At 67.3% G+C, this 24,489-nt stretch carries 17 protein-coding genes and 1 pseudogene; 11 read left to right on the top strand and 7 right to left on the bottom strand.

Features of this window, described 5'->3' with window-relative positions:
• Positions 1 to 29: 29 nt before the first annotated feature.
• Together ACWW36_RS10735 and ACWW36_RS10730 are read left to right on the top strand one after the other, a co-directional pair.
• Positions 30 to 1,382, top strand: coding sequence for a 3-oxoacyl-ACP reductase (locus ACWW36_RS10735; protein ID WP_456141518.1), 1,353 nt, complete (start codon positions 30 to 32; stop codon positions 1,380 to 1,382).
• 1 nt (position 1,383) lies between these two features.
• Positions 1,384 to 2,226 carry a MaoC/PaaZ C-terminal domain-containing protein gene (locus ACWW36_RS10730; RefSeq protein WP_456141517.1) on the top strand — a complete coding sequence of 281 codons (843 nt, stop codon included), beginning with the start codon at positions 1,384 to 1,386 and terminating at the stop codon, positions 2,224 to 2,226.
• Between the two features lie 112 nt (positions 2,227 to 2,338).
• Here ACWW36_RS10730 and ACWW36_RS10725 read toward each other — a convergent pair whose 3' ends face one another.
• From ACWW36_RS10725 to ACWW36_RS10715, 3 genes are read right to left on the bottom strand one after another with little or no spacing between them, the layout of a single operon-like run.
• A complete protein-coding gene (locus ACWW36_RS10725) occupies positions 2,339 to 3,268 on the bottom strand; it encodes a carbohydrate kinase family protein (protein ID WP_456141516.1) in 930 nt (309 codons plus the stop codon).
• Positions 3,269 to 3,279: 11 nt separating this feature from the next.
• Positions 3,280 to 3,903, bottom strand: coding sequence for a TetR/AcrR family transcriptional regulator (locus ACWW36_RS10720; RefSeq protein WP_325332954.1), 624 nt, complete (start codon positions 3,901 to 3,903; stop codon positions 3,280 to 3,282).
• Positions 3,904 to 3,931: 28 nt separating this feature from the next.
• Entirely contained in the window at positions 3,932 to 5,110 is a 1,179-nt protein-coding gene (locus tag ACWW36_RS10715) for a glycoside hydrolase family 3 N-terminal domain-containing protein (protein ID WP_456141515.1), read from the bottom strand.
• 53 nt (positions 5,111 to 5,163) lie between these two features.
• Here ACWW36_RS10715 and ACWW36_RS10710 point away from each other — a divergent pair, with 53 nt between their 5' ends.
• The 4 genes and pseudogenes from ACWW36_RS10710 to ACWW36_RS10695 form a co-directional block, all read left to right on the top strand.
• Positions 5,164 to 5,991 (top strand): patatin-like phospholipase family protein, encoded by an 828-nt coding sequence (locus tag ACWW36_RS10710; RefSeq protein ID WP_456141514.1) that lies wholly within the window; start codon positions 5,164 to 5,166, stop codon positions 5,989 to 5,991.
• Positions 5,988 to 6,935, top strand: coding sequence for a 1-acyl-sn-glycerol-3-phosphate acyltransferase (locus tag ACWW36_RS10705; RefSeq protein ID WP_456141513.1), 948 nt, complete (start codon positions 5,988 to 5,990; stop codon positions 6,933 to 6,935). Before ACWW36_RS10710 ends, ACWW36_RS10705 begins: the two co-directional genes overlap by 4 nt.
• Positions 6,936 to 7,028: 93 nt before the next feature.
• Positions 7,029 to 7,202 carry a DUF2613 domain-containing protein gene (locus tag ACWW36_RS10700; protein ID WP_325332952.1) on the top strand — a complete coding sequence of 58 codons (174 nt, stop codon included), beginning with the start codon at positions 7,029 to 7,031 and terminating at the stop codon, positions 7,200 to 7,202.
• 1 nt (position 7,203) lies between these two features.
• A pseudogene (locus ACWW36_RS10695) lies at positions 7,204 to 11,358 on the top strand (alpha-(1->3)-arabinofuranosyltransferase domain-containing protein); the annotation flags it as partial.
• Here ACWW36_RS10695 and ACWW36_RS10690 read toward each other — a convergent pair.
• Positions 11,357 to 13,003, bottom strand: a complete 1,647-nt coding sequence (locus ACWW36_RS10690; RefSeq protein ID WP_456141512.1) for an acetolactate synthase large subunit — start codon at positions 13,001 to 13,003, stop codon at positions 11,357 to 11,359. The pseudogene ACWW36_RS10695 and the gene ACWW36_RS10690 sit on opposite strands and share 2 nt — an antisense overlap.
• 96 nt (positions 13,004 to 13,099) lie before the next feature.
• Between ACWW36_RS10690 and ACWW36_RS10685 the strand changes: the two genes are divergently transcribed.
• Positions 13,100 to 14,575, top strand: a complete 1,476-nt coding sequence (locus ACWW36_RS10685) for an AMP-binding protein (RefSeq protein WP_456141511.1) — start codon at positions 13,100 to 13,102, stop codon at positions 14,573 to 14,575.
• Here ACWW36_RS10685 and ACWW36_RS10680 read toward each other — a convergent pair.
• Positions 14,544 to 15,656, bottom strand: coding sequence for an acyltransferase family protein (locus ACWW36_RS10680; RefSeq protein ID WP_456142441.1), 1,113 nt, complete (start codon positions 15,654 to 15,656; stop codon positions 14,544 to 14,546). The genes ACWW36_RS10685 and ACWW36_RS10680 overlap by 32 nt on opposite strands.
• Positions 15,657 to 15,863: 207 nt before the next feature.
• On the opposite strand from ACWW36_RS10680, the gene ACWW36_RS10675 reads away from it, so the two are divergent.
• Positions 15,864 to 17,066 (top strand): DUF3068 domain-containing protein, encoded by a 1,203-nt coding sequence (locus ACWW36_RS10675; protein WP_456141510.1) that lies wholly within the window; start codon positions 15,864 to 15,866, stop codon positions 17,064 to 17,066.
• A 62-nt stretch (positions 17,067 to 17,128) separates the two neighbouring features.
• Positions 17,129 to 18,739, top strand: a complete 1,611-nt coding sequence (locus ACWW36_RS10670) for a hypothetical protein (RefSeq protein ID WP_456141509.1) — start codon at positions 17,129 to 17,131, stop codon at positions 18,737 to 18,739.
• Here the strand turns inward: ACWW36_RS10670 and ACWW36_RS10665 are convergent.
• Positions 18,723 to 19,883 (bottom strand): glycosyltransferase family 4 protein, encoded by a 1,161-nt coding sequence (locus ACWW36_RS10665; protein ID WP_456141508.1) that lies wholly within the window; start codon positions 19,881 to 19,883, stop codon positions 18,723 to 18,725. The two genes, ACWW36_RS10670 and ACWW36_RS10665, sit on opposite strands and share 17 nt — an antisense overlap.
• Before the next feature lie 36 nt (positions 19,884 to 19,919).
• On the opposite strand from ACWW36_RS10665, the gene ACWW36_RS10660 reads away from it, so the two are divergent.
• Positions 19,920 to 20,729: a class I SAM-dependent methyltransferase gene (locus ACWW36_RS10660; protein ID WP_456141507.1), complete on the top strand. Its 810-nt coding sequence runs from the start codon at positions 19,920 to 19,922 to the stop codon at positions 20,727 to 20,729.
• Positions 20,730 to 20,739: 10 nt separating this feature from the next.
• Positions 20,740 to 22,221 carry an aldehyde dehydrogenase gene (locus ACWW36_RS10655; protein WP_456141506.1) on the top strand — a complete coding sequence of 494 codons (1,482 nt, stop codon included), beginning with the start codon at positions 20,740 to 20,742 and terminating at the stop codon, positions 22,219 to 22,221.
• Positions 22,222 to 22,297: 76 nt separating this feature from the next.
• Here the strand turns inward: ACWW36_RS10655 and ACWW36_RS10650 are convergent, their stop codons facing one another.
• Positions 22,298 to 24,133 (bottom strand): acyl-CoA dehydrogenase, encoded by a 1,836-nt coding sequence (locus ACWW36_RS10650; protein ID WP_456141505.1) that lies wholly within the window; start codon positions 24,131 to 24,133, stop codon positions 22,298 to 22,300.
• Positions 24,134 to 24,489 lie beyond the last annotated feature (356 nt).

The raw sequence follows: 24,489 nt of genomic DNA, 5'->3' as shown, positions 1-24,489 counted from the left end.
CGTTCTTACTCTGGAGTAAGTTAGGTCCCATGGCTACCGATCTGTATTCCCAAATCGTCCACTCGACACCCGGATCGTTTCTCGCCAAGCAGCTCGGCGTCCCGCAGCCCGAGACGTTGCGCCGCTACAAGCCCGAAGAGCCGCCGCTGGCCGGCACGCTTCTGATCGGCGGGGAGGGTCGCGTCGCCGAGCCTCTGCGCGCCGCGCTGGCCGAGGACTACGACGTCGTATCGAACAATCTCGGCGGCCGGTGGGCCGACTCGTTCGGCGGACTCGTATACGACGCGACGGGCATCACCGAACCCGCCGGGCTGAAGGATCTATACAAGTTCTTCACCCCGCTGCTGCGCAACCTCGGACCGTCGGGCCGGGTCGTCGTCGTCGGCACTTCGCCGGAGGACACCGGCAGCATTCACGAACGGGTCGCGCAGCGGGCGCTCGAGGGGTTCACCCGCTCACTGGCCAAGGAGATGCGGCGCGGCGCGACGGTGAACCTGGTGCATCTGTCGCCCGACGCCAAGCCGGCCGCGACGGGCCTGGAGTCGACGATGCGGTTCCTGCTGTCGGGCAAGTCGGCCTACGTCGACGGGCAGGTGTTCCGGGTCGGCGCGGCCGATTCGGCGCCGCCTGCCGACTGGGACAAGCCGCTGGACGGCAAGGTCGCGATCGTGACGGGCGCCGCGCGGGGCATCGGCGCGACGATCGCCGAGGTGTTTTCCCGCGACGGCGCGAAGGTGGTGTGCATCGACGTTGAAGGCGCCGCTGAGGCGCTGGGCATCACGGCGTCGAAGGTGGGCGGCACAGCGCTGACGCTGGACGTGACCGCCGAGGACGCCGTCGACAAGATCACCGAGCACCTGCGCGACGTGCACGCCGGCCATGCAGACGTCCTCGTCAACAATGCCGGTATCACCCGCGACAAGCTGCTCGCCAACATGGACGAGGCACGCTGGGATTCGGTGGTCGCCGTGAATCTGCTTGCGCCGCTTCGTCTTGCCGAGGGCTTGGTGGACAACGGCACCATCGGTGACGGCGGTCGTATCGTCGGGCTCTCGTCGATGGCGGGCATCGCGGGCAACCGCGGGCAGACCAACTACGCCGCCACCAAGGCCGGCATGATCGGGCTGACGGAATCGCTAGCAGCCGCCTACGCCGACAGGAACGTCACGGTCAACGCCGTCGCGCCGGGATTCATCGAGACCAAGATGACCGACGCGATCCCGCTGGCGACCCGTGAGGTGGGCCGCCGGCTCAACTCGCTGTATCAGGGCGGCAAGCCCGTCGACGTCGCGGAGACCATCGCCTACTTCGCCAGCCCGGCGTCGAATGCCGTGACCGGCAATACGATCAGGGTATGTGGTCAGGCGTGGCTGGGAGCCTAGGGTGACGCAACCGTCTGGGCTGATGAACCTCGTGCGGGCAGCCGCGGGGGCGCTGCCTTTCGTACCGCGGGGCGATACGTTGCCCGATCGGACGCTGACCGTCGACGAACTGACGATCGACCCGGCGAATGTGGCCGACTACGCGAACGTCACCGGTTTGCGGTTCGGCGACAAGGTCCCGCTGACGTATCCGTTCGCGTTGACGTTTCCGACGGTGATGTCGTTGGTGACGGGCTTCGACTTCCCGTTCGCCGCAATGGGTTCGGTGCACATCGAAAACCACATCACGCAATACCGGCCGATCGTGGTGAGCGACACCGTCTCCGCGCGGGTGCATGCGGAGAACCTGCGTGAGCACCGTCGCGGGCTGCTAGTCGACGTGGTGACCGACATCAGCGTCGGGAACGACAAGGCGTGGCATCAGGTGACGACGTTCCTGCACCAACAGCGGACCAGCCTGTCCGACGAGCCGAAGCCGCCGCCGCAGAAGCAGCCGAAGCTGGGTCCGCCGAACGCGGTACTGCGGATCACGCCTGGACAGATCCGCCACTACGCCTCGGTCGGCGGGGACCACAACCCGATCCACACCAACCCGATCGCGGCGAAGCTGTTCGGCTTCCCGACGGTGATTGCGCATGGAATGTTCACGGCGGCAGCGGTTTTAGCGAATATCGAGGGCCAGCTTCCGGACGCTGTCAAGTATTCGGTGCGATTCGCGAAGCCGGTGGTGCTGCCGGCGCGCGCGGGACTTTACGTCGATCGCGTCTCCGATGGGTGGGAGCTGACGCTACGTCACCTGACGAACGGTGACCCGCATCTGAAGGGCACGATGACGGCGCTTTAGGTTCGCGGTCGCCGGAAAGGCACTTTCCGTTTTGCCCGCGTAGCGAGCGACAACATCGTGATTGCGGCATGCCTGGAAGCGTTTGTCGCTCGCTACGCGGGCAATTTGCGCACTATCCCTGGAGCGGCGAGCTCACAGAGAAAGCGTCGGCGGCGGCCAGGCCGAAATCGCCGTGGTCGCTGCCCAATCCCTGCGCGACGAGTGCCGCGACCGCATTGCCCAGGACCGTGGCCTCGGGCGGCGAGCGACCGATCGACGTCGCATATACGAAGCCTGCGGAGAACGCGTCACCGCACCCCGTCGTGTCCACGACGTCCACATGAAACGCCGGAACCTGTTCAGCCCCTTCGCCGTTGACGACCAGCGCCCCCTCGGCACCGCAAGTGACCGCCAACAGTCCAGCACCCGCGTCGAGCAGCCGCTTACATCCTTCGGCCAATTCGGTGGCACCGGTGAAGCCGAGCACCTGGTCCTCGTTCGGCAGCAGGTAGTCGGTGTAGGCCAGGGCGGGAGCGATGAGGTCTAGCGTTCCCATGCCGCCGGGCGCGATGAGATCGACGGACGTGGAGACTCCATTGTCCTTGGCGTGCTTGAGAACTCGTGCTGCGAAGTCGGGCCCCAGCATCTCCACTCCACCGAGGTGGATATGGTCGGTGGCGGCAACGGCGTCCCAGTCGACGTCGTCGAGCGTGTAGGCAAGGTTGGCTCCGAGCAGATGCAGGGCGGGACGCTCCCCGTTCGGCCTGATCGGCAACACCGACATCGATGTCGGCACATCCGGTTTGCGTACCACCAGACCCGTGTCGATGCGGGCGCGCTGCAGCAGCGACAGCAGCAGGTCACCGGGCGGGTCTTCGCCGATCGCCCCCGCCGTGCGCACCGAGGCACCGAGTTTCGCGAAGGTCAGTGCCGTTCCTGCGGCCGTGCCGGCGGCCGTCATCCGCATCTGCTCCACCAACGCCGTGTCCTGCCCTGAAGGAATCTCCGACACCGGACGGACGAGCACGTCGAGAATGTGGGCACCCATGCAGATGACGTTCATCGGGCGCGAGCCTAGTTGGACGCGACCGCCTGAGCGTCTTTATCAGATGGCGTGCCCTTCAGGCCGCGCCAGAACAGGTCGATCATCAGCTCGGCGGCCTCGTGGACGTCGGCCTCGCCCGTGCTGACGCGGGTGGCCACCGCCTCACCCGCGCCTACCAGCGCGACGGCCATCATGTCGAAGTCGGTGTCGGGCTCGGGATGACGTGTGCCCGAGCGCAGCAGCCGGCCGACGAGCTCGATGATGCGCTCACGTCCTTCACGAACGGTGTGGGCGAACGCCTGTGAACTGGTGGCCTGGGTGTACAGCACCATCCACGACGCCCGGTTTGTGTCGATGTAGTTCAGGAACGCCAGAACGGCGTTGCGCAGCAGATCCTTTGGGCTCTGCGTGAAATCGATCGTCTGGCGGACTTCATCGACGAACCGTTGCAGCTCGCGATCCAGGCACGCGCCGAACAGCTCCTCTTTGGACCCGTAGTACAGGTAGAGCATCGGCTTGGAGATCTGCGCCTCGGCGGCGATCGCGTCCATCGACGTCTCGTGATAGCCGTTGACGGAGAACATCTGCACCGCGGCGTCGAGCATCTGCTGCTCGCGCACGGCGCGCGGCAAACGCTTCGTACCTCCGGCCATTACTCAAGGGTAAGCAATGGGTGGCCGATCAGCGGCCGCAGCGTGGATTCGGCCCCTTCACGCCTGCCATCCTCAGCACCGACGCGTCGACACCCGACATCGTCAACTCGCCGGCCGCCAGTGCCTTCTCGAGCCGGTCCAGCACCGCAGGAACCTCGTCCGTCGTCACCCACAACGCGATGTCCGCGCCGGCCTGCAAGCCGCGCAACGCTGCCTCGGCGACGCCGAAACGATCACTGATCGCCTGCATGGACGACAGGTCGTCGGTGAAGACCGGCCCGTTGAACCCGGGGCCGCCGTAGTCGCCAGAGCGTAGCAGCGCGTACGCGGCCGGGCTGAGGCTCGCGGGATCGCTGCCGGTTAGCCCTGGCACCTGCATGTGCCCGACCATGACGGCCACCGGCCCTTGGGTGGTCAGCGTGCGGTACGGGATCAGATCGTTGTTCTGTAGATCTGCGACGGGCGGGGTGACCACGCTGCCGGTGTGCGAGTCGCCCGAGCCGTGGCCGTGGCCGGGGAAGTGCTTGAGCACCGGCAGCAGCCCGGCGTCGCGCAGACCGCGGGCGTAGGCGCCGGCGTAGTCGGTGACCGCCGTCGGGTCCGCGCCGAACGACCGGTCGCCGATCACCGTGTCGTCGGGTGCATTGGTGACGTCGACGACCGGCGCGAAGTCGATGGTGATGCCGAGGTTGCGCATCGCCTGGCCCCGCTGCAGGGCGATGTTGTACACCTCTTCGGGCGTGTGGGTGGCCGCGAGCACACGCGGCGACGGCTGGTTTCCGATCAGCCCGGCCAGCCGCGACACGCGACCGCCTTCCTCGTCGACGCTCACCGCCAGCGGCAGCGGGCCCACCGAGGCGATGTCGCGCAGCGTGCCGTTCGACAGCATCGACAGGTCGGTCCAGCTGCCGATGAAGATGCCGCCGACGTGGTGGTTGTTGACGACCGCACGTGCGTCGTCGGCTCCGGTGACGCCGACCATCAGCAACTGAGCCAGCTTGTCGCGTGTCGACATGCTGGCCAGCAGCGCCGCTCCATCGCCACAGGCCGGAGCGGGCATGGCCTCGAGTGGCGCAGTCGCAACCGTCGCGGCCATGGTCGGAGACGGCACCGCCGACGACGGGCCGGGGGTCTGCGCCGGCGACGAACAGGCCGCGAGAAGTGAGGACAGCGCCGCCAGTACACACAGTCGACGAGGCAAGGCCATTCGGCCATGCTGTCATGCGCGAGCGGTGGCCGTCTCGCGGGTATTCCCCTCGTATGACGAGTCACGCGTTCGTGCTGGGCGGGGGCGGTCTGCTCGGGGCCGCCGAAGCCGGGATGGCTCGCGCGCTGCTGGAAGCAGGGGTGCAACCCGAGCTGGTGTGCGGCACCTCCATCGGCGCGATCAACGGTGCCGCGCTTGCGGCCGACCCGACTCCCGAGGGGGCGCGGCTGCTATTGGCCCTCTGGGACGCGCTGTCCGAAGGCGGCGTGATGGACGGCTCCATCGTCCGACGGGTGGCTGAAGTCGTCCGCCGCAGGACGTCGTTGCACGGTAACGGTCAGCTCCGGCGGCTGTTGCGCGAGCAGTTGCCCGTGCAGACGTTCGAAGAACTGGCGGTGCCGTTCGAATGCGTCGCGGCCAGCATCGAGCAGGCACGCGAGTGCTGGTTCAACACCGGGGACCTGGTCGAACCCGTCCTCGCGTCCTGCGCTCTGCCCGGCGTATTTCCCCCGGTCCAGATCGGCGACGAGCATTTCTACGACGGCGGCCTGGTGAACAGCATTCCGTTGGATCGGGCGGTCGAACGTGGCGCCGACACCATTTGGGTGCTGCACGTCGGGCGCCTCGAGGAGGAGCTGCGGGCGCCCCGGTTCTTGTGGGAAGTCGGATTCGTGGCGTTCGAGATTGCGCGCCGCCATCGGTTCCACAGCGATCTCGACCGAGTCCGGCGCCACGTCACCGTGCACGTGCTTCCGAGCGGTTTACCGCAGCGATCAGCCGCGACGTGGTCCAACCTCCGGTACCGCGATACCCGCCGCATCTCCCGTCGCGCGGACCTGGCCTACGACGCGACCCTGCAGTATTTGGAGGCGCTGCCATGACGCTGCTGCGCCGCGCGATCACAGTGCCTTTCACGAGCGTGATGATGATCGGCGTATTGGCCGTCTGGCCACTGCTGCTGGCCGTCGGGGGCCTGGCCGGGCTGCTGGCCCGGTCGACCCTGCCGGTTCGGACCCTTGGCGTCGTGATGGCCTATGCGATCTTGGAACTGCGGGCGCTGTGGACGCTGTTGCGTGGCGATCAGGACTGCGATGAGTTCATGAGCGACGTCCTCGAACGCGCCTATACCGTCGGGCGCCGAACCCTCAACATCAGGGTGGTGCTCGATGACGCGTCGCCAACCCCCGAGCAGATTCCGCGCGACGGGCCGCTGATCGTGCTGTCTCGGCATTGCGGGCCCGGAGACACCCTGTTGGTGGCCTGGCTGCTCAACATCCATTACCGGCTGCAGCTGCGGGTCGTGCTCAAGGCACTCCTGCGGTGCGAACCGGTTCTCGACCTCACCGGCGACCTGGGCTGCCTGTGCTTCCTGCACCATCGAAGTGAGAAGGCGCGCAGGCAAATTCACGATCTGGCCGCCTCGTTGACGGCTGGGCAGGCATTGCTGCTGTTCCCGGAGGGCGGGAACTTCACCTGGGCGCGCTGGCGCAACGCCGTCGAGCGGCTCCGCTCGTCCGGCAAGCTGCGCGAAGCGCGCCGCGCGTGGCGACAAACACATACGCTGCCGCCGCGCACCGGTGGCACGGCCGCGGCGCTGACCGGAGCTGCCGGGGCCGATGTCCTCGTGCTCACCCATACGGGTTTCTCTCCCGACGGACGGGCGCGAGCGTGGTGGCGCCTGCCGATGAACCGGCGACTGCTTGTCCGCACCGTCCTGATTCCCGCCGCCCAGCTGCCTCCGCCCGACCAACTGAGCCCGTGGCTCGAGCGGACATGGGGCGAAGTCGACGCGTGGGTGGCCGGCCATACCGATCAGCTTCAGTAGGTGCTGAGACGAACCCACACGCAGCACGTTTCCGAGCGCCGGAAGACGCGTTCGGGCGGCGGCACGCAAAACATTGTCTGCTACGTTGGCCGGATGGATCGGTTTCTCGTACCCGCCGCGGCCAGCATCGTCGTCGGCCTGCTGCTGGGTGCGGCGGCCATCTTCGGAGTGACGCTGATGGTGCAGCAGGACAGCAAGCCGCCGCTGCAACCGGGCGATCCGGCGTCGTCGGTGCTCAACAGGGTTGAGTACGGCGACAGAACTTAGTGTGACGGCGCCGCTATCGCGGCGCTGGTTGTGGCTGGCCGCCGCGGCGGCGCTCGTCCTGACTTTCGCCCAGTCGCCCGGACAGATCTCGCCCGACACCAAGCTGGACCTGACCGCCAACCCGCTGCGGTTCCTGGCCCGTGCGTTCAATCTGTGGAACAGCGAGCTGCCGTTCGGCCAGGCGCAGAACCAGGCCTACGGCTATCTCTTCCCGCACGGCGCGTTCTTCCTGCTCGGCGATGTGCTCGGGCTGCCCGGCTGGGTGACCCAGCGGCTGTGGTGGGCGCTGCTGCTCACCGTCGGATTCTGGGGTCTGCTGCGGGTGGCCGAGGCGCTTGGCATCGGCAGCCCGACGTCGCGCGTGGTCGCCGCGGCGGCGTTCGCGCTGTCTCCGCGTGTGCTCACCACGCTGGGCGCGATCTCCTCGGAGACCCTGCCCATGATGCTCGCGCCGTGGGTGCTGTTGCCGATCATCCTGGCGCTGCGCGACGAAGGACCCGTGCGGGTGCTGGCGGCGCGGTCTGCTTTGGCGATCGCGTTGATGGGCGCGGTCAACGCCGTGGCCACGCTGACCGGCTGCCTGGGCGCGGTGATCTGGTGGGCGTGTCATCGACCGAACCGGCTGTGGTGGCGCTTCACCGCGTGGTGGCTGCCATGTGTGGTGCTGGCCGTGTCGTGGTGGGTGGTCGCGCTGCTGCTGCTGGGACGGATCAGCCCGCCGTTCCTCGACTTCATCGAGTCCTCCGGCGTGACCACGCAGTGGATGTCGCTGACCGAGATGCTGCGTGGCACCGACGCCTGGACACCGTTCGTCGCGCCGAACGCCACGGCCGGTGCCTCACTGGTGACCGGATCGGTGGCGGTATTGGCGACGACGCTGGTCGCGGCGGCCGGGCTGGCCGGGCTGGCAATGCGGTCAATGCCGGCCCGCGGCCGGCTCATCACCATCCTGCTGATCGGCATCGTGCTGCTCGCCGCGGGCTACTCGGGTGGGCTGGGATCGCCTGTCGCCCACCAGGTTCAGGCGTTCCTCGATGCGGGCGGCACACCGCTGCGCAACATCCACAAGCTCGAGCCGCTGCTGCGGTTGCCGCTTGCGCTCGGGTTGGCGCATCTGCTGGGGCGAATTCCGTTGCCCGGCAGCGTACCTCGGCGCGAGTGGATGGACGCGTTTGCCCATCCGGAACGCGATAAGCGCATCGCCGTTGGTGTCGTCGTGTTCGTCGCACTGGCCGCTTCCACGTCGCTGGCGTGGACCGGCCGGCTCACTCCGCCAGGAGCGTTCGACGCGATCCCGCAGTACTGGCACGACACGGCCGACTGGCTCGACGATCACAACGACGGCGGGCGCGTGCTCGTGGCGCCGGGCGCGCCGTTCGCAACCCAGACATGGGGCACCAGCCACGACGAGCCACTGCAGGTCCTCGGTGGCAGCCCGTGGGGCGTGCGGGATTCGATTCCGCTGACACCGCCGGAGACCATCCGCGCGCTGGATTCGGTGCAGCGACTGTTCGCGGCAGGACGCCCCTCGGCTGGATTGGCCGATACCCTTGCACGGCAAGGCATTTCGTATGTGGTGGTGCGCAACGACCTCGATCCGCAGACCTCGCGCTCGGCGCGGCCACTACTGGTGCACAGGGCCATCGACGGGTCACCCGGCCTGACGAAGGTCGCACAATTCGGCGAACCCGTCGGCCCGGGCACTTTGGCCGGATTCATCACCGATAGCGGGCTGCGGCCGCTCTATCCGGCCATCGAGATCTACCGTGTGGGCGGCGCGACGGGCATGCGGCCCTATCTGGCCGACACCGATGCGATGGCCCGCGTGGACGGTGGGCCCGAGGCGCTGCTGCGGCTCGACGAGCGCCGCCGGCTTCTGGGGCAGCCGCCGCTGGGACCGATGCTGCTGACCGGTGACGCGCAACGCGCGGGTCTGCCCGTCCCACTCGTCACGGTGACCGACACCCCGCTGGCCCGCGAGACCGATTACGGCCGTGTGGACGATCACTCGTCGGCGATCCGTTCCCCCGACGACCTGCGGCACACTTTCAACCGGGTGCTCGACTATCCGGCTCGCGACACCACCCCGGTCTACGGGCAATGGAACGGCGGGCGGCTCTCCGTGTCGAGTTCGGCGGCGGATTCGACCGCGCTGCCCAACGTTGCACCGGCGCTCGGCCCGCCGGCGGCCATCGATGCCGACTCGTCGACCAGCTGGGTGTCGAATGCGTTGCAGGCGGCCATCGGTCAATGGCTGCAGGTCGATTTCGACCATCCGGTGACCAACGCGACCATGACGATCACTCCTAGCGCCACCGCGGTCGGTGCGCAGGTCCGCCGCCTCGAGGTGTCGACGGTGAACGGCACCAGCACGGTGCGGTTCGACGAAGCCGGCAAGCCGTTGACAGTTGCGTTGCCCTACGGCGAAACACCATGGGTGCGCATCACCGCGGCAGGCACCGAGGACGGATCGCCCGGCGTGCAGTTCGGCATCACCGACTTCTCCATCACGCAGTACGACGCAAGCGGCTTCGCCCATCCAGTGAACCTGCGACACACCGTGAACGTGCCCGGGCCGCCGACGAATTCGGTTGTGGCGCAATGGGATTTGGGATCCGAATTGCTCGGACGCCCCGGCTGCGCTGACGGCCCGAACGGGGTGCGATGTGCGGCGGCGATGGCGTTGTCACCAGAGGAGCCGGTGAATCTAAGCCGCACATTGACGGTCCCATCACAGATCGCCGTGACGCCGACGGTGTGGGTGCGCGCGCGACAAGGACCGAACCTGGCCGACTTGATCGCCGCACCGGGCACCGCCCGAGCCACCGGCGACGCCGACCCGATCGACGTGCTGGGCTCGGCGTACGCCGCGGCGGACGGCGATCCAGGCACCGCGTGGACAGCACCGCAGAATGTCGTGCAGTTCAGGACGCCGCCGACGCTGACGTTGAAACTGCCCACGCGCAGCGAGGTCGCCGGCGTGCGGATAACGCCGAGTTCCTCGGAGCTGCCTGCACATCCGAAGCTGGTGGCCGTCGACCTCGGCGACGGGCCGCAGGTGCGCCGACTCGCCGCCGACGGCGACGCCCAGACACTGAACCTCAAGCCGCGCGTCACCGACACCATCAAGGTGTCGATCTTGGACTGGAAGGACGTCATCGACCGCACCGCGCTGGGCTTCGATCAGCTCAAGCCGCCGGGCCTTGCCGAAGTCACGGCGCTCGACGCGCGCGGCACACCGATCGCCGCGGCCGATGGCGCGCGCAACCGCGAACGGCACATAGATCTGCCTTGCGGCCGTGGCCCGATCATCGGCGTCGCCGGGCAGTTCGTCCAGACCTCGATAGCGACGACGGTCGGCGCGCTGCTTGACGGCCAGCCCGTGGCCGCGCAGCCGTGCCGGGCCGACCCGATCACGCTGCCCGCCGGCCAGCAAGAATTACTGGTCAGCCCCGGCTCGGCCTTCTTCGTCGACGGTGTTCAACTGGCCGGCCCCATGGCTAGCGAATTACGCACGGCCACAACCGTTCCTGCACAGACCGGCGAGTGGCGGGCCGACCGCCGCGAGTTGACGGTCCCGCCGTCCGACGCCTCGCGGGTGCTCGTCGTCCCCGAGAGCATCAATCCGGGCTGGACCGCGCGAACCGGTGACGGGTCGCTGCTGAACCCGCTGACAGTGAACGGCTGGCAGCAAGGCTGGGTGATACCGGCGGGCACCTCAGGACCGATCACGTTGACGTTCTCGTCCAACACGCTCTATCGCGCCGGACTGATCGGCGGACTGGCCCTTCTGCCTCTGCTTGTGCTGCTGGCATTCCTACCCGTTCGCAGACAACGGCCACCCGACGAGCCGGCACGGCCATGGCGGCCGGCCCCAGCCGTGGCCGGCGTCGCGGCACTGGCGGCCGGAACGGTCATCGCGGGGGTGGCGGGCGTCAGTGTCGTCGGAGCCGCGCTCGGCCTGCGATACCTGCTGCGCCGTCGCGAAAAGCTCTGCGATGCAGTCACAATCGGTGTGTCCGCAGGCGGCCTGATCCTCGCCGGCGCCGTGCTCAGCCAGAATCCGTGGCGCTCGGTCGACGGCTACGTCGGGCACGCCTGGGGCGTACAGCTACTGGCGCTCGCCTCGGTGGCGATGGTGATGGCGTCGGCGGTTACAGAGTTTCATCCAGGTGACCCAGCGTATCCGTCAGGCGAAGGTTTTCGGAGTAGTCGACCGGACAGGCGATCAGGGAAACTCCGTCGTCAGCAAGCGCCTCCTTCAGCGTCGGCAACAGCTGATCAGCCTCGGTGATCCGATATCCCTTGGCGCCAAAGCTTTCCGCGTACTTCACCACATCGGGATTGCCGAACTTGACATAGTAATGTTCGCCCAGTTCGAGATCCATCTTCCATTCGATGAGCCCGTAGCCGGCGTCCTCCCAGATCAGCACCACCAATGGGATCCGCTCGCGCACCGCGGTCTCGATCTCCTGGGAGTTCATCAAGAACGCACCGTCGCCCATCACGGCCAGCACCTTCGCCTCCGGCCGTGCCAGCTTCACGCCGAGCGCTCCCGGCAATGAAAAAGCCATCGTGGACAAGCCATTAGAGATCAGGCAGGTATTGCGCTCATAGGTCGGATAGAGCCGCGCCATCCACATCTTCGAGGCGCCGGTGTCGACCAGCACCACGTCGCTGCGGCCAAGCGCCGCGCGGATGTCGGCAACAAGCCGCTGCGGTGCCAGCGGGTAGCGTGAATCCTGCTGTCCCCTGGCGAATTCCGCGGCGAGAAGGTCGCGACCGGGGCCGGCGGCATCGTTGTCGAAGCGGTGTCCGCCAAGCGCGTCGCTCAATGCGTCCAACGACGAACTGATATCGCCGATGATGCCCACGTCGACGGAGTAGTGCATGTCGACCTCGGCCGGGAACCGATGGATGTGGATGATCTTCTTGTCGGAGTTCGGGTTGATCCGGACGGGGTCGAACTCCTGCAGTTCGTAGCCCACCGCAATGATCACGTCCGCGCTGTCGAACCCGAAGTTGACATAGTCACGGCGCATGAAGCCGACCGTCCCGATGCTGTTGGGGTCGTCGTCCGGCATGACGCCCTTGCCGTGAAACGTGTTGGCGACCGGAACTCCGAGCCTGTCGGCGAACCGCACCAGGGCGGCCGTCGCCTCGGCGCGTGCCGCCCCGTGACCGGCCAGCACCACCGGGCGCCGGGCACCTCGCAAGACCTCGGCCGCGCGCTGCACTTGGCCTGGTGCCGGCGCTTCGGCGCGCACCACGTTGCGTGGCAACGGCTTCAGGTCGTAGTCGGTGTCGTCGGCGTCGATGTGTTCGGGAACCGCCAAGTACACCGCGGCCGGGCGTTCGGTCTCGGCGACCTTGAACGCCTTGCGGAACATCTCGGGAATCGCGCGAGCCGTCGGGACGCCGTCGGCCCAGCGGGTGATCGGAGTGAACATGGTGACCAGGTCGACGTATTGGTGCGACTCCTTGTACTCGCGATCCTGACCGACCTGAGCGGAGATCGCGACCATAGGCGTGCTGTTGGTGGTGGCGTCCGCGACGCCTAACTGCATGTTGATCGCTCCGGGGCCGAGCGTCGCGGACACCACCGCGGCTCTTCCGGTGACGCGGCCGTACATCTCCGCCATGAACGCCGCCCCCTGCTCGTGCCGGGTCAGCACGTAGCGGATGTCCGATGCCGCCAGCGCCTGGACGAAGCGGATGTTCTCCTCACCCGGCAGTCCAAAGACAACGGAAACGCCCTCGTTTTTCAGGCACTCGACCATCAGCTGCGCGGCTGTACTCATCTGGCCACCATAGCGAGGAGCCGGATTCGCCAATGGCGAGTCGAAATCTCCTAACATCGGTGGAGTGCTACACCTCGAAGCAACGCGGCCTCACCGATGACCGCACCGATCGCGCCCATCGGCACGCAGTTCGCCCGCCTGGCCGAACTGGCACCCGACGAGCCGGCGGTCACCTGTGAAGGCCGCACCATCACCCGCGGTGAACTCGATGCGACGACCAACCGGCTCGCGCGTGCGTACGCCGAACTCGGTGTCCGGCAAGGTGACTACGTGACGGTGGTGCTGCCCAACTCGATCGAATGGGCGCAGGCCGTGCTCGCCACCTGGAAGCTCGGCGCGACTCCGCAACCGCTGTCGGCCCGCCTGCCGGACGCCGAAATCGCGGCGCTGCTGGAGTTGCGGCAACCGGCCCTACTCGTCGGACGTGAGGATCCGAACGGCGTATCACCTTCTGTGCTGCGCGATTTCACGCCGGAGCCGACGCTGTCCGACGCCCCACTGCCAGAGGCGGTCTCGCCGATATGGAAGTCGATGGCGTCGGGCGGTAGCACCGGACGACCCAAGCTCATCGAGGCAGGGGGCGACAGCCGACTGCCCGCTGCCGCCGGATATCCGCTGGGCGCACAGGAGGGTGACGTCAACCTGCTCTCGGTGCCGCTGAGCCACAACACCGGCTTCACCACCTTCGCCATCGGCCTGGTGCAGGGACACCACCTGGTGCTGATGCCTCGATTCGAACCTCACGAGTTTCTGCGGTTGGTGACCGAGCACCGGGTCACGTTCCTGGCGACGGTGCCGACGATCATGCAGCGGCTGCTTCCGGTCTATCGCGGCAACCCGGACGCATACGACCTATCGTCGATCCGCAGGTTCTGGCATCTCGCCTCGCCGTGCGCACCGGCCATCAAGCAGGCCTGGATCGACCTGCTGGGACCCGAGGTGGTCTGGGAACTCTACGGCGGCACCGAGTTACAGGCGCTGACGTTCATCAACGGCTCACAGTGGTTGGAGCATCCAGGTTCGGTAGGCGTCGTCGTCGCCGGTGAGATGAAGGTGCTCGACGACGACGGCAACGAGTGCCCGCCCGGCGTCGTCGGCGAGATCTACATGCGGCCGTCACCCGGCAGCGCGCCGACGTACCGCTACATCGGCAGCACCGCCAAGAGCCGCGACGGCTGGGATTCACTGGGCGACCTTGGCTACTTCGACCAGGACGGCTTCCTGTATCTCAACGACCGGCGGGTCGACATGTTCACCGTCGGCGGCCGCAACGTCTATCCGGCCGAAATCGAATCGGCCCTATCCGCGCATCCAAACGTGTTGTCGTGCTTGGTGGTTGGTGTACCCGACGACGACACAGGCGACCTGGGACAGGTGCCGCACGCGATCGTTCATGCCGACGGCCTTGACGAAGAGGCCGTCATCGCGTTCCTCGCCGACCGGATCGCGTCGTACAAAGTGCCGCGCAGCGTCGAGTTCAGCGACACGCCGTTGCGCGACGATGCGGGTAAAGCGCGGCGGTCCTCGGTGCGCGACGAGGTTATCGCGCGACGGGCTCGGGCACGTTCCTGACGGAGCTGTCCAGCGGCGGCACAGGGCTCTCGTTGCGAAACTCCCAGCGCCGCAAAGCGGTTCGACACGGCGACTCCACCAGCGCATAGCTGACCGCCGCGATCGCGAACCCGAACACCACCGTCAGCACCAGCACCACCGGCATGTGCCCGTTGAACGCGAACTCGCCGATGACCGGGAACACCATCGCCAGCGCCGCAAGGTGCCAGACGAACAAGCCGTAAGACCATCGGCCCAGCGTCACCATCGTGGTGTTGCCCAACCAGCGGTGCGGGCAGTCCGGGGCGTCCAGAACAAGCGGAGCCAACAGCGCCGCCGCGACCACCGCGCCCATCGCCGTCTTCACCATGAACTGGCTGATGGTGCCCGGCGTCAGACCTTCCGGACCGGCCAGCGGCGAGGCCGCAACCAGGAATGCGGCGACCGCGATGACGGCCATCACGACGCGCCGGCGCGCGAGCCGGTGCGGCCAGCCGATCGGGGTCACCGTCAGCTCGGCGAGCAGCATGCCGCCTGCGAACCACGAGAAAAAGGCCGGCGGCCAGTTCAGCGGGTTCACGCCTACGGGCGCGTCGAACGGGATCAACGCCCAGGCGAAGCTGGCGACAGCGGCGGCGGCGATCGCCGGAATCCGGGCGCGCACCGGCAGTCGCCGCGCCAGCAGCGCAAGAAACGGCAAGGCGAGGTAGAAGCTGACCTCGACCGACAGGCTCCACATCTGCGTCAGACCCGCGGTCAGCGTCAACGGCACATAGATCTGGGTCAGCGACAGATTCGCCAGCCAAACCGTCAAGTCGGCGTGGGCGTCGGGCAACAACGTCAGAATCACCACGACCGCAACCAGGTAGCCGGGCATGATCCGCACGATGCGCGATCGCAGGTAATGCCCGGTCGGCGGGACAGTCCGCAATCCGCGGGCGGCGGCGGCATGGCCACGCCACAACAAGAAGCCCGACAGCGCGAAGAACACCGCGACGGCAAGGTCGAAGCGGCCGAACAACCGGCCGGTGATGCCGCCCGTGCGGCCGGTCTGAAAAGCCACGTGCGTGAGGACGACGCCGACGGCCGCGCAGGCGCGCATCCCCTCGACGGCGGGCAGAAACGACCGCGTCCCGCCCACAGTCGAGCTTTCCGTCACGGCGATCAGTCTGCCGGGTGTGTCGACTGAACCCGAAAACGGGTAGTCAAGCGGCCGTCGGCTCAAGCGCTCGGATAAAACAACGACCTTAAATTGTGCTGTTAGGGTCGAACGGGTTTGCGGCTGGTCCACAGCTGAAGGAGGCACGGTTTGAACCGCGCAGTGGCGCTGCGTATCGCGGCATGCGGAATCATGGGGCTCGGTGCTGCCCTGTTGATCGCCGCGCTGTTGCTGTCCACCTATACCAAGAGCAAGATCGCGAAGATCCCGCTCACCCTCGACGCTTCGTTGGTCAGCGACGGAACCGGGAGCGCTTTCGACCCCGCGTCGCTGAACAGTGACAAGTTCGTCGTCAACAAGAACGTGCCGCTGGCCTTGCAGCAGCAGCTGAGCGTGGAATCTCCTGCCAACGCCGACGTGGTCACCCTGCAGGTCGGCAGCACGCTGCGCCGCTCGGATAAGCAGCAGGACAACGGCCTGCTGCTGGCGATGGTCGACACCGTCACGCTCAACCGCAAGACCGCCATGTCGGTCTCCAGCGAGAACAACCCCGGCGGCGCGGTGCAGAAACCACGCGCGATCGAGAACCAGGATCCGCCGACCAACATCGCGCTGCCACACGACGGGCTGGCTTACCGCTTCCCGTTCGACACCGAGAAGAAGACGTATCCGTACTTCGACCCGATCGCGCAGAAGCCCTACGACGCCAACTACGACGGTGAAGAAGACGTCAACGGCCTGACCACCTACCGGTTCACCCAGAACGTGGGCTACGACGCCGACAACAAACTGGTCGAGCCGATCAAGTACTCATCGTTGTACGACGACGACGCCGACGCGCAAGTCACCGCGCGGGCGTCACTGTGGGGTCTGCCCGGAAATCCGGACGAACCGATCACGATGACTCGCTATTACGCCGCACAGCGCACCTTCTGGGTGGACCCGGTGTCAGGGACGATCGTGCGGGCCAAGGAACACGGCTACCACTACTACGCGCGCGAGCCGCTCAAGCCCGAGGTGACGTTCGTCGACTACACCGTCACCTCCACGGAACAGACCGTCGAGTCGCAGGTCGCCAGCGCACGCGACGAGCGCGACCGCGTTGCGCTGTGGGGCCGCATCCTGCCGATCACCTTCACCGGGCTCGGGCTGGTGGCGCTGGTCGGCGGCGCGCTGCTGGGGTCGTTCAGCCTGAGGGCCGAGTCCGCGCTGATCGATCCGGGTCTGGACGAGGCAGACCATCGCTTCTTCGCCCGCGACGAAGCGGGTGAGCCCGTGCCGGGCGCCGAGGCGAAAACCGAAAAGCTGCCTGCGCAACGGCCGCAGGATCTGCCCCCGGACAGACCGGTCTGATCGGCCGGATACAGACGCGGTCGGTCGTAGCGCCGGCCTACGCGCTGCTGCTTGCTCTCCTCGTGACGGCGCCGCTGCTGGCGCCGGGCTATCTGCTGTTGCGCGACGCGGTGTCCACGCCGCGTTCGTATCTGTCGGATTCGGCGCTCGGGTTGTCGGAGGCCGCCCCCCGCGCGTTGCCCCAGGACTTCGCGGTGACGCTGGCTTCCTCGGTGCTCGACGGCGGCGTCGTGGTCAAGGCGCTGCTGATCGCCGGCCTGTGGCTGGCGGGGTGGGGTGCGGCCAGGCTGGTGGCCACGGTTCTGCCCGACGCGGGTGTGGCCGGCCAGTGTGTTGCCGTCACGATCGCGGTCTGGAATCCCTATGTCGCCGAACGACTTTTGCAGGGTCACTGGAGTCTGATGGTTGGCTATGGCTGCCTGCCGTGGGTGGCGACGACCGTGCTGCGGCTGCGTACGTCGGCCGCGGCTCCGTGGGCGGGCGTGTGTGCGCTGGTGTTCTGGACGGCGCTGGCGGGGCTGACGCCGACGGGGTTGATGCTGGCGGCGACGGTTGCGTTGGCGTGTGTGTTCGCGCCGGGCGCGGGGCGGCCGCGATGGCTGTGCGCGGCGGTGAGCTTGGCCGCAGCGCTGTTGGTTGCGCTGCCCTGGCTGGTGGCGGCGGCCGTCTCCGATTCGTTGTCGTCGTCGCAAGCCGAAGGTGTGAGGGCGTTCGCGGCGCGTGCCGAGCCGGGACTCGGCACACTGGCCAGCCTGGCCAGCCTCGGCGGCATCTGGAATTCCGATGCCGTACCCGCTTCGCGGGCAACGCTTTTCGGGATAGCGTCGGCGGTGGTGCTGCTGGGTGTCGTCGCTTTGGGGTTGCCTGTGGCGGTACGCCGCCCGTCGGCGGTGCCGCTGCTGGTTCTCGCGGCCGTCGCTGTGGTGGTGCCCGCGGCGATGGCGACCGGGCCGGGGCTGGCGCTCGTCGAGGCGACGGTCAGGGCGTTGCCGGGGCTGGGTGTGGTGCGTGACGCGCAGAAGTGGGTGGCGTTGGCGGTTCCGGGTTATGCGTTGGCCGGCGCCGCCGCCGTGGTCACGTTGCGGCCCCGGCTTCCCTCGGCGGCAACGGCATTGGTCTGTTGCGCCGCCCTGCTGGCGACATTGCCGGACCTGGCTTGGGGGGTTGGCGGCAATGTTTCGGCGGTGCAGTATCCGTCCGGCTGGACGACCGCCGCGCAGATCATCAACGCCGACCCTCGCCCGGTCGCGGTGCTGCCGGTGGACCCGTTGCGTCGCTTCGCGTGGGCCGGTGATGCGCCGGTGCTCGATCCCCTGCCCCGTTGGGTGCGAGCCGATGTGCTGACGACGGGCGACTTGACGATCGGCGGACGCACGGTACCGGGCGAGGGTGAACGCGCCCGCGGTGTGCAGGAACTGCTGGTGAAGGGTGCCGATCGGGACAGGCTGGCTGAGGCGGGCGTGGGCTGGGTCGTCGTCGAATCCAATTGGGCCACAGCGCTGCCCCTGCCGGTGGCGTACCACGATGACGACCTGACGCTGTACCACGTCGGCGGTGACCATCCATCCGCGTCGGGCCGAGGCATCGTGCTGGCGGCACACTGGCTGTGGTTGGGCTTGTTGGCCGGCAGCCTGCTGGCGTTGGGCGTGCTGGGCGTTAGACGACGCCGCTGACGATGCGTCCGGCGTGCATGGACTCCAGCACGGCGCGCATCGCGTCGGCGCTTTGGCGCCAAGAGAATTCGCCGCTGCGGATCTGCGCCTTAGCGCCGAGCTGCTCGCGCAGCACCTGATCCGACAGCAGCCGTTCGAGCCCGTCGACCAGCTCCGCGTGATCGTCGACCAGTAGTCCGGTGACCCCGTCGACGATCGAATCGGTCAGCCCGCCGGAGGATCGATACCCGATGGTCGGCACCGCGTGCTGCGCGGCTTCGGTGACCGCCAGACCCCAGCCCTCCTTGCGCGACGGCAGCACGTGCACCCAACACTGTTGCAGCACATGGTGTTTGGTGTCGTCGTCGACATGCCCGTGAAACGTCACCGCATCGGAGATGCCCAGCAGAGCGGCGTGGTCGACGAGCCGCTGTTCCCACCAGCCGCCGCCCAGGATGTCCAGGTGCAGGTCCGGTATCCGCGGCCGAAGTTCGGCGATCGCGTCGAGCGCGTCCTCAATCTGCTTGTGCGGCACCAGCCTCGACAACACCGCGACGCGGGGCGTGGCGGCGCGGGGCACCGATAGCGTCTGCGCCGGAGCCTCGTCCAGGCCGTTGCGCACCACGGCGATGTGGTTGGGGTTGACGCCGAGGCCGGTCAAGTCCCGCGCCGATGGCAGCGACACGGTGACGTACTGGTTGCGGCGGTGCACCCGCGGCGACAACTTCGACTCGACGAACCAGCCGAATCTGCCCATCACCGGACCCGCCACGGGCCACTGCTCGCGGTGGCAATGGTGTACCAGCACCGCGACGCGTCGGCCGAAAGCAAGACGCGCCATGAACGGCAAGCCGTTCTGGGTATCGACGACGACGTCCGGCCGCGCCCGTCGCAGCGGACCGAGCCCGATCCGGGCCGCGACCATCGCCAGCCCCGCCCAGATGTATACGGAGTAGCGGCCGCCTGCGCGGCTGATCTGCACGCCGTCTTTGACTTCGCGCCTTCGGGCGCCCGGATACTGCGCGGTGCGCAGCGTCACCCTGATACCGGATTCGGCCAGCTGAGCGCCGATGCGCTCCACATATGCCTCGCTGCCGCCGCCTTGCGGGTGGCCGGTGTCCCGCCAGCACAGCAGCAGGACGGAGCGAACCGGGCGAGAAGACATCCGTGCCAGAGTAGCCGCTGCGTAGGGTCACCCTTGATGGCCGTGACCGATCTGTTCGCCCGCCGGGCGACGCTGTCGCGATCGGCGCGACTGCTCAGCCAGTTCCGCTTTGAGCAGAGCGATCCGGCCCGGTTTTACGGCGCGCTGGCCGACGACACCGCGGCCATGGTGACCGATCTGTGGCGTGCGGCCACCGGCACCGCCGCGACGGGCCGGACGTTGCTCGACGTGGGCGGCGGCCCGGGCTATTTCGCAGAGTCCTTCGCCGATGCCGGCATGCACTACATCGGCGTCGAGCCCGACCCTGCCGAAATGCACGACGGCCCCGCTGCTCTCGATGCGGGGACTACCTACGTTCGGGCGTCGGGCATGGCGTTGCCGTTCGGCGACGCCAGCGTCGACATCTGCCTGTCCTCCAACGTCGCCGAGCATGTGCGTCAGCCGTGGCGGCTGGGCCGGGAGATGCTTCGCGTGACCAAACCCGGCGGGCTGGTGGTGTTGTCGTACACGGTGTGGCTCGGCCCGTTCGGCGGCCATGAGATGGGCCTTACGCATTACCTCGGCGGGGCCCGGGCGGCGCGGCGCTACACCCGCAGGCACGGCCACCCGCCGAAGAACAACTACGGATCGTCACTGTTCGAGGTGTCGGTGAGAGACGGCCTTGAGTGGGCCGCGAGCACCGGCGCACTCGTCGCCGCATTCCCCCGCTACCACCCACGATGGGCGTGGTGGATGACGAAGACGCCGGTGCTGCGTGAGTTCCTCGTGAGCAATCTGGTGCTGGTCTTGCAGCCACCGGCAAATGCCGAACTGGAACAGGTTCTCGTTTTACCGGAATCTGGGTAATGTGACGCTCATGACACAGAGTGTGGACACGGCTTACAAGACTGAGTACGACAAGCTGTTCATCGGCGGCAAGTGGGTTGAACCGTCGACGTCCGACGTCATCGAGGTGTTCTCACCGGCGACGGGAGAGAAGGTCGGACAGGTGCCGCTGGCCGCCGAGGCCGACGTGAACGCCGCATGCGCGGCCGCCCGCAAGGCGTTCGACGAAGGCCCGTGGCCCACCACACCGCCCGCCGAGCGCGCCGCCGTGATCGGGCGCGCGGTCAAGCTGCTCGAGGATCGCGCCGATCTGTTCAAGCACCTGCTCAAGCTGGAAACCGGCCAGCCGCCGACGATCGTCGACATGATGCAGTACGGCGCCTCGCTGTCGACGCTGCAGTACTACTCGGCGGCCGCCGACAAGTTCACGTGGAACGAGATCCGCGACGGCATCTACGGCCAAACCCTGGTGACGAAGGAGCCCGTCGGCGTCGTCGGCGCGGTGGTCGCATGGAACGTGCCACTGTTCCTGGCCGTCAACAAGCTCGGCCCCGCGCTGCTGGCCGGCTGCACCGTCGTGCTCAAGCCCGCCGCCGAAACGCCGCTGTCCACCAACGCCTTGGCCGAGGTGTTCGTCGAGGCCGGCCTGCCCGAGGGTGTGCTGTCGGTCGTGCCCGGCGGCCCCGAGACCGGCCGCGCGCTGACCAACAATCCAGAGCTGGACAAGTTCACGTTCACCGGCAGCTCGGCGGTCGGCAAGGAAATCGGCAAGATGGCGGCCGAGAAGCTCAAGCCGTGCACGCTCGAACTCGGCGGCAAGTCTGCGGCGATCATCCTCGAGGACGCCGACCTGGATTCCACGCTGCCGATGCTCGTGTTCTCGGGCCTGATGAACTGCGGGCAGGCGTGCGTGGGCCAGACCCGCATCCTGGCGCCGCGGTCGCGCTACGACGAGGTCGTTGAGAAGGTGTCGGCCGCGGTCGCGGCGATGCCCGTCGGCCTGCCCGACGATCCCGCGTCGATGATCGGCCCGCTGATTTCCGAGAAGCAGCGCGAACGCGTCGAGGGATACATCAAGAAGGGTGTCGAGGAGGGCGCGCGCATCGTCACCGGCGGCGGCAGGCCCGAAGGCCTCGACCGCGGCTGGTTCGTGCAGCCCACCGTGTTCGCCGACGTCGACAACTCGATGACCATCGCCCAGGAAGAGATCTTCGGTCCGGTACTGGCGATCATCCCGTTCGACACCGAGGAGGATGCGATCCGCATCGCCAACGACTCGGTGTACGGGCTGGCGGGCAGCGTGTTCACGTCCGACTTCCCGAAGGCCGTCGAGATCGCCAAGAAGATTCGCACCGGCACGTATGCGGTGAACATGTACGCGTTCGATCCGGGTGCGCCGTTCGGCGGCTACAAGAACTCCGGCATCGGTCGCGAGAACGGGCCGGAGGGCATCGAGCAGTACTGCGAGGCCAAGAGTATCCTGCTGCCGTTTGGCTATACGCCGGAGGTCTAGTTCGAGCGCGAGAAGACGCAAAGCGCTCTAAATTCCCGGCGAGTCGGGGACTCTTGCGTCTGTTCGCCGGTGAAATCTAGAAGGCTTCCTCTCGCAGGTCCATGACCGTGAGGTCGACGCCCTCGATGATCTTGCGTTCGGCGGTCAGCCGCGGCAATACGTTCTTTGCGAAAAACTTTGCCGCGGCGACCTTTCCGCTGTAAAACGCCCGCTCTTTGTCGACGACGTCGCCGTCCAGCGCGGTCAGGGCGATCTCGGCCTGGTTCAGCAGGAGCCATCCGATCAGCAGATCGCCGACGGCGAGCAGGAATGGAACCGATTCCAGCCCAAGGCGATACAGCTCGCGGGCGTTTTCCTGCGAGCCGATCAGGTATCCGGTCATGGCCGTGACCATGCCCTGCACGTCGGCAAGCGCGGTGGCCAACAACGTGCGTCCGTCGGCGAGTTCCGGTCGGGCCCCGTCGCTGCTCAGAAAATCAGTGATCTGACTGACCACATACGCCAGCGCTCCGCCCTGGTCGCGCGCGATCTTGCGGAAGAAGAAGTCCTGCGCCTGGATGGCTGTGGTGCCTTCATAGAGCGAGTCGATCTTGGCATCGCGGATGTACTGCTCGATCGGGTAGTCCTGCAGGAAGCCTGAACCGCCCAGCGTTTGCAGGGATTCGGTCAAGCACTGGTAGGCCCGCTCCGAACCCACGCCCTTCACGATCGGCAGCAGCAGATCGTTCACCCGGTCGGCCATGTCGGCGTCGGCACCGGAGACGATCCCGGCCACAACGGCATCCTGGTGTGCCGCGGTGTAGAGGTACAGCGCACGTAGCCCTTCGGCGTATGCCTTCTGGGTGAGCAGCGCACGCCGGACATCGGGGTGGTGGACGATGGTGACGCGGGGAGCGTTCTTGTCGGTCATCTGCGTCATGTCCGCGCCCTGAACCCGGATCTTGGCGTACTCCAACGCGTTCAGGTAACCGGTCGACAGCGTGGCGATTGCCTTGGTGCCCACCATCATCCGGGCATATTCGATCACCCTGAACATCTGGGCGATGCCGTTATGGGTGTCGTTGACCAGCCAGCCGACGGCCGGCACACCGTGCTGGCCGAAGGTGAGTTCGCATGTGGCGGAGGCTTTCAAGCCCATCTTGTGCTCGAGGCCGGTGACGTATACCCCGTTGCGTTCACCGAGCTCTCCGGTGTCGGGATCGAACAAGTACCTGGGCACCAGAAACAGGCTCAGCCCCTTGGTTCCCGGCCCCGCGCCGTCCGGGCGCGCCAGCACCAGGTGCAGGTTGTTCTCGAACAGGTCGTCGGTATCGCCGTTCGTGATGAACCGCTTGACGCCGTCGAGATGCCAAGTCCCGTCGGGCTGTTGGACCGCCTTTGTGCGTCCGGCACCGACGTCCGAGCCTGCATCGGGCTCGGTGAGAACCATCGTCGCACCCCAGCCGCGCTCGAAAGCGATTGCGGCCCAATGCCGCTGCTGCTCATTGCCGATGTGGTAGAGAATGTTCGCCATGATGGGACCCGCCATGTACATGAACGCGGCAGGCTGGGCGCCGAGGGGGAATTCGTTGATCGCCCATGCGACTATCGCGGGGGCAGGCACGCCGCCGATGTCTTCGCTGAGTCCGACGCGGAACCACTCCCCGTGCTGCCAGGCGCGCAACGACTTCTTGAATGGTTCGGGCAGGGTGACGGTGTGGGTCTTGGGGTCGAAGGTGGGCGGGTGCCGGTCGGCTTCGGCGAAGGATTCGGCCAGTGGGCCCTCGGCCTGCCGTGAGGCTTCTTCGAGCATCTGGCGCACGGAGTCGCCGTCGAGATCGCCGAACTCGCCGGTGGCCAGCGCCTTCTCCAGATCGAGCACCTCGAAGAGGTTGAATTCGAGATCGCGCACGTTGCTCTTGTAGTGGCCCATGGGCAGCGCCTTTCGTGCCTATCGACCGACGGTGGGACTGTGACCGACGATAGATGTCGGCTGCCTTGGCGTTGGCTGGTTCTGGGCGAATCCGACGCAGGTTCCGAAGTGTGAACCGACGCACGGCACGCCGTTCATGGTGGGGATCGGAGCGCCGGAGACGATTGTCGGCGCGCCGTTGTAACCGTTGCCATCCGAGGGAGCGGCGTATGCAATCGGAGCCGATATGGCCGCCGCGACGCACCAGCCGATCACGATCGATCTGCGCAAACGCGAACTGTGGGCCATGACGGACCCGCTTTCCCTAGCCTTTGCTGCCAGAGTACGGCGCGGGTGAGTCCCTCAGCCAGGATCAA

The sequence above is a fragment of the Mycobacterium sp. MMS18-G62 genome (assembly GCF_053877835.1).
The sequence above is the reverse complement of the archived record's forward strand: the minus strand, read 5'-3'. Positions and strand labels throughout refer to the sequence as shown.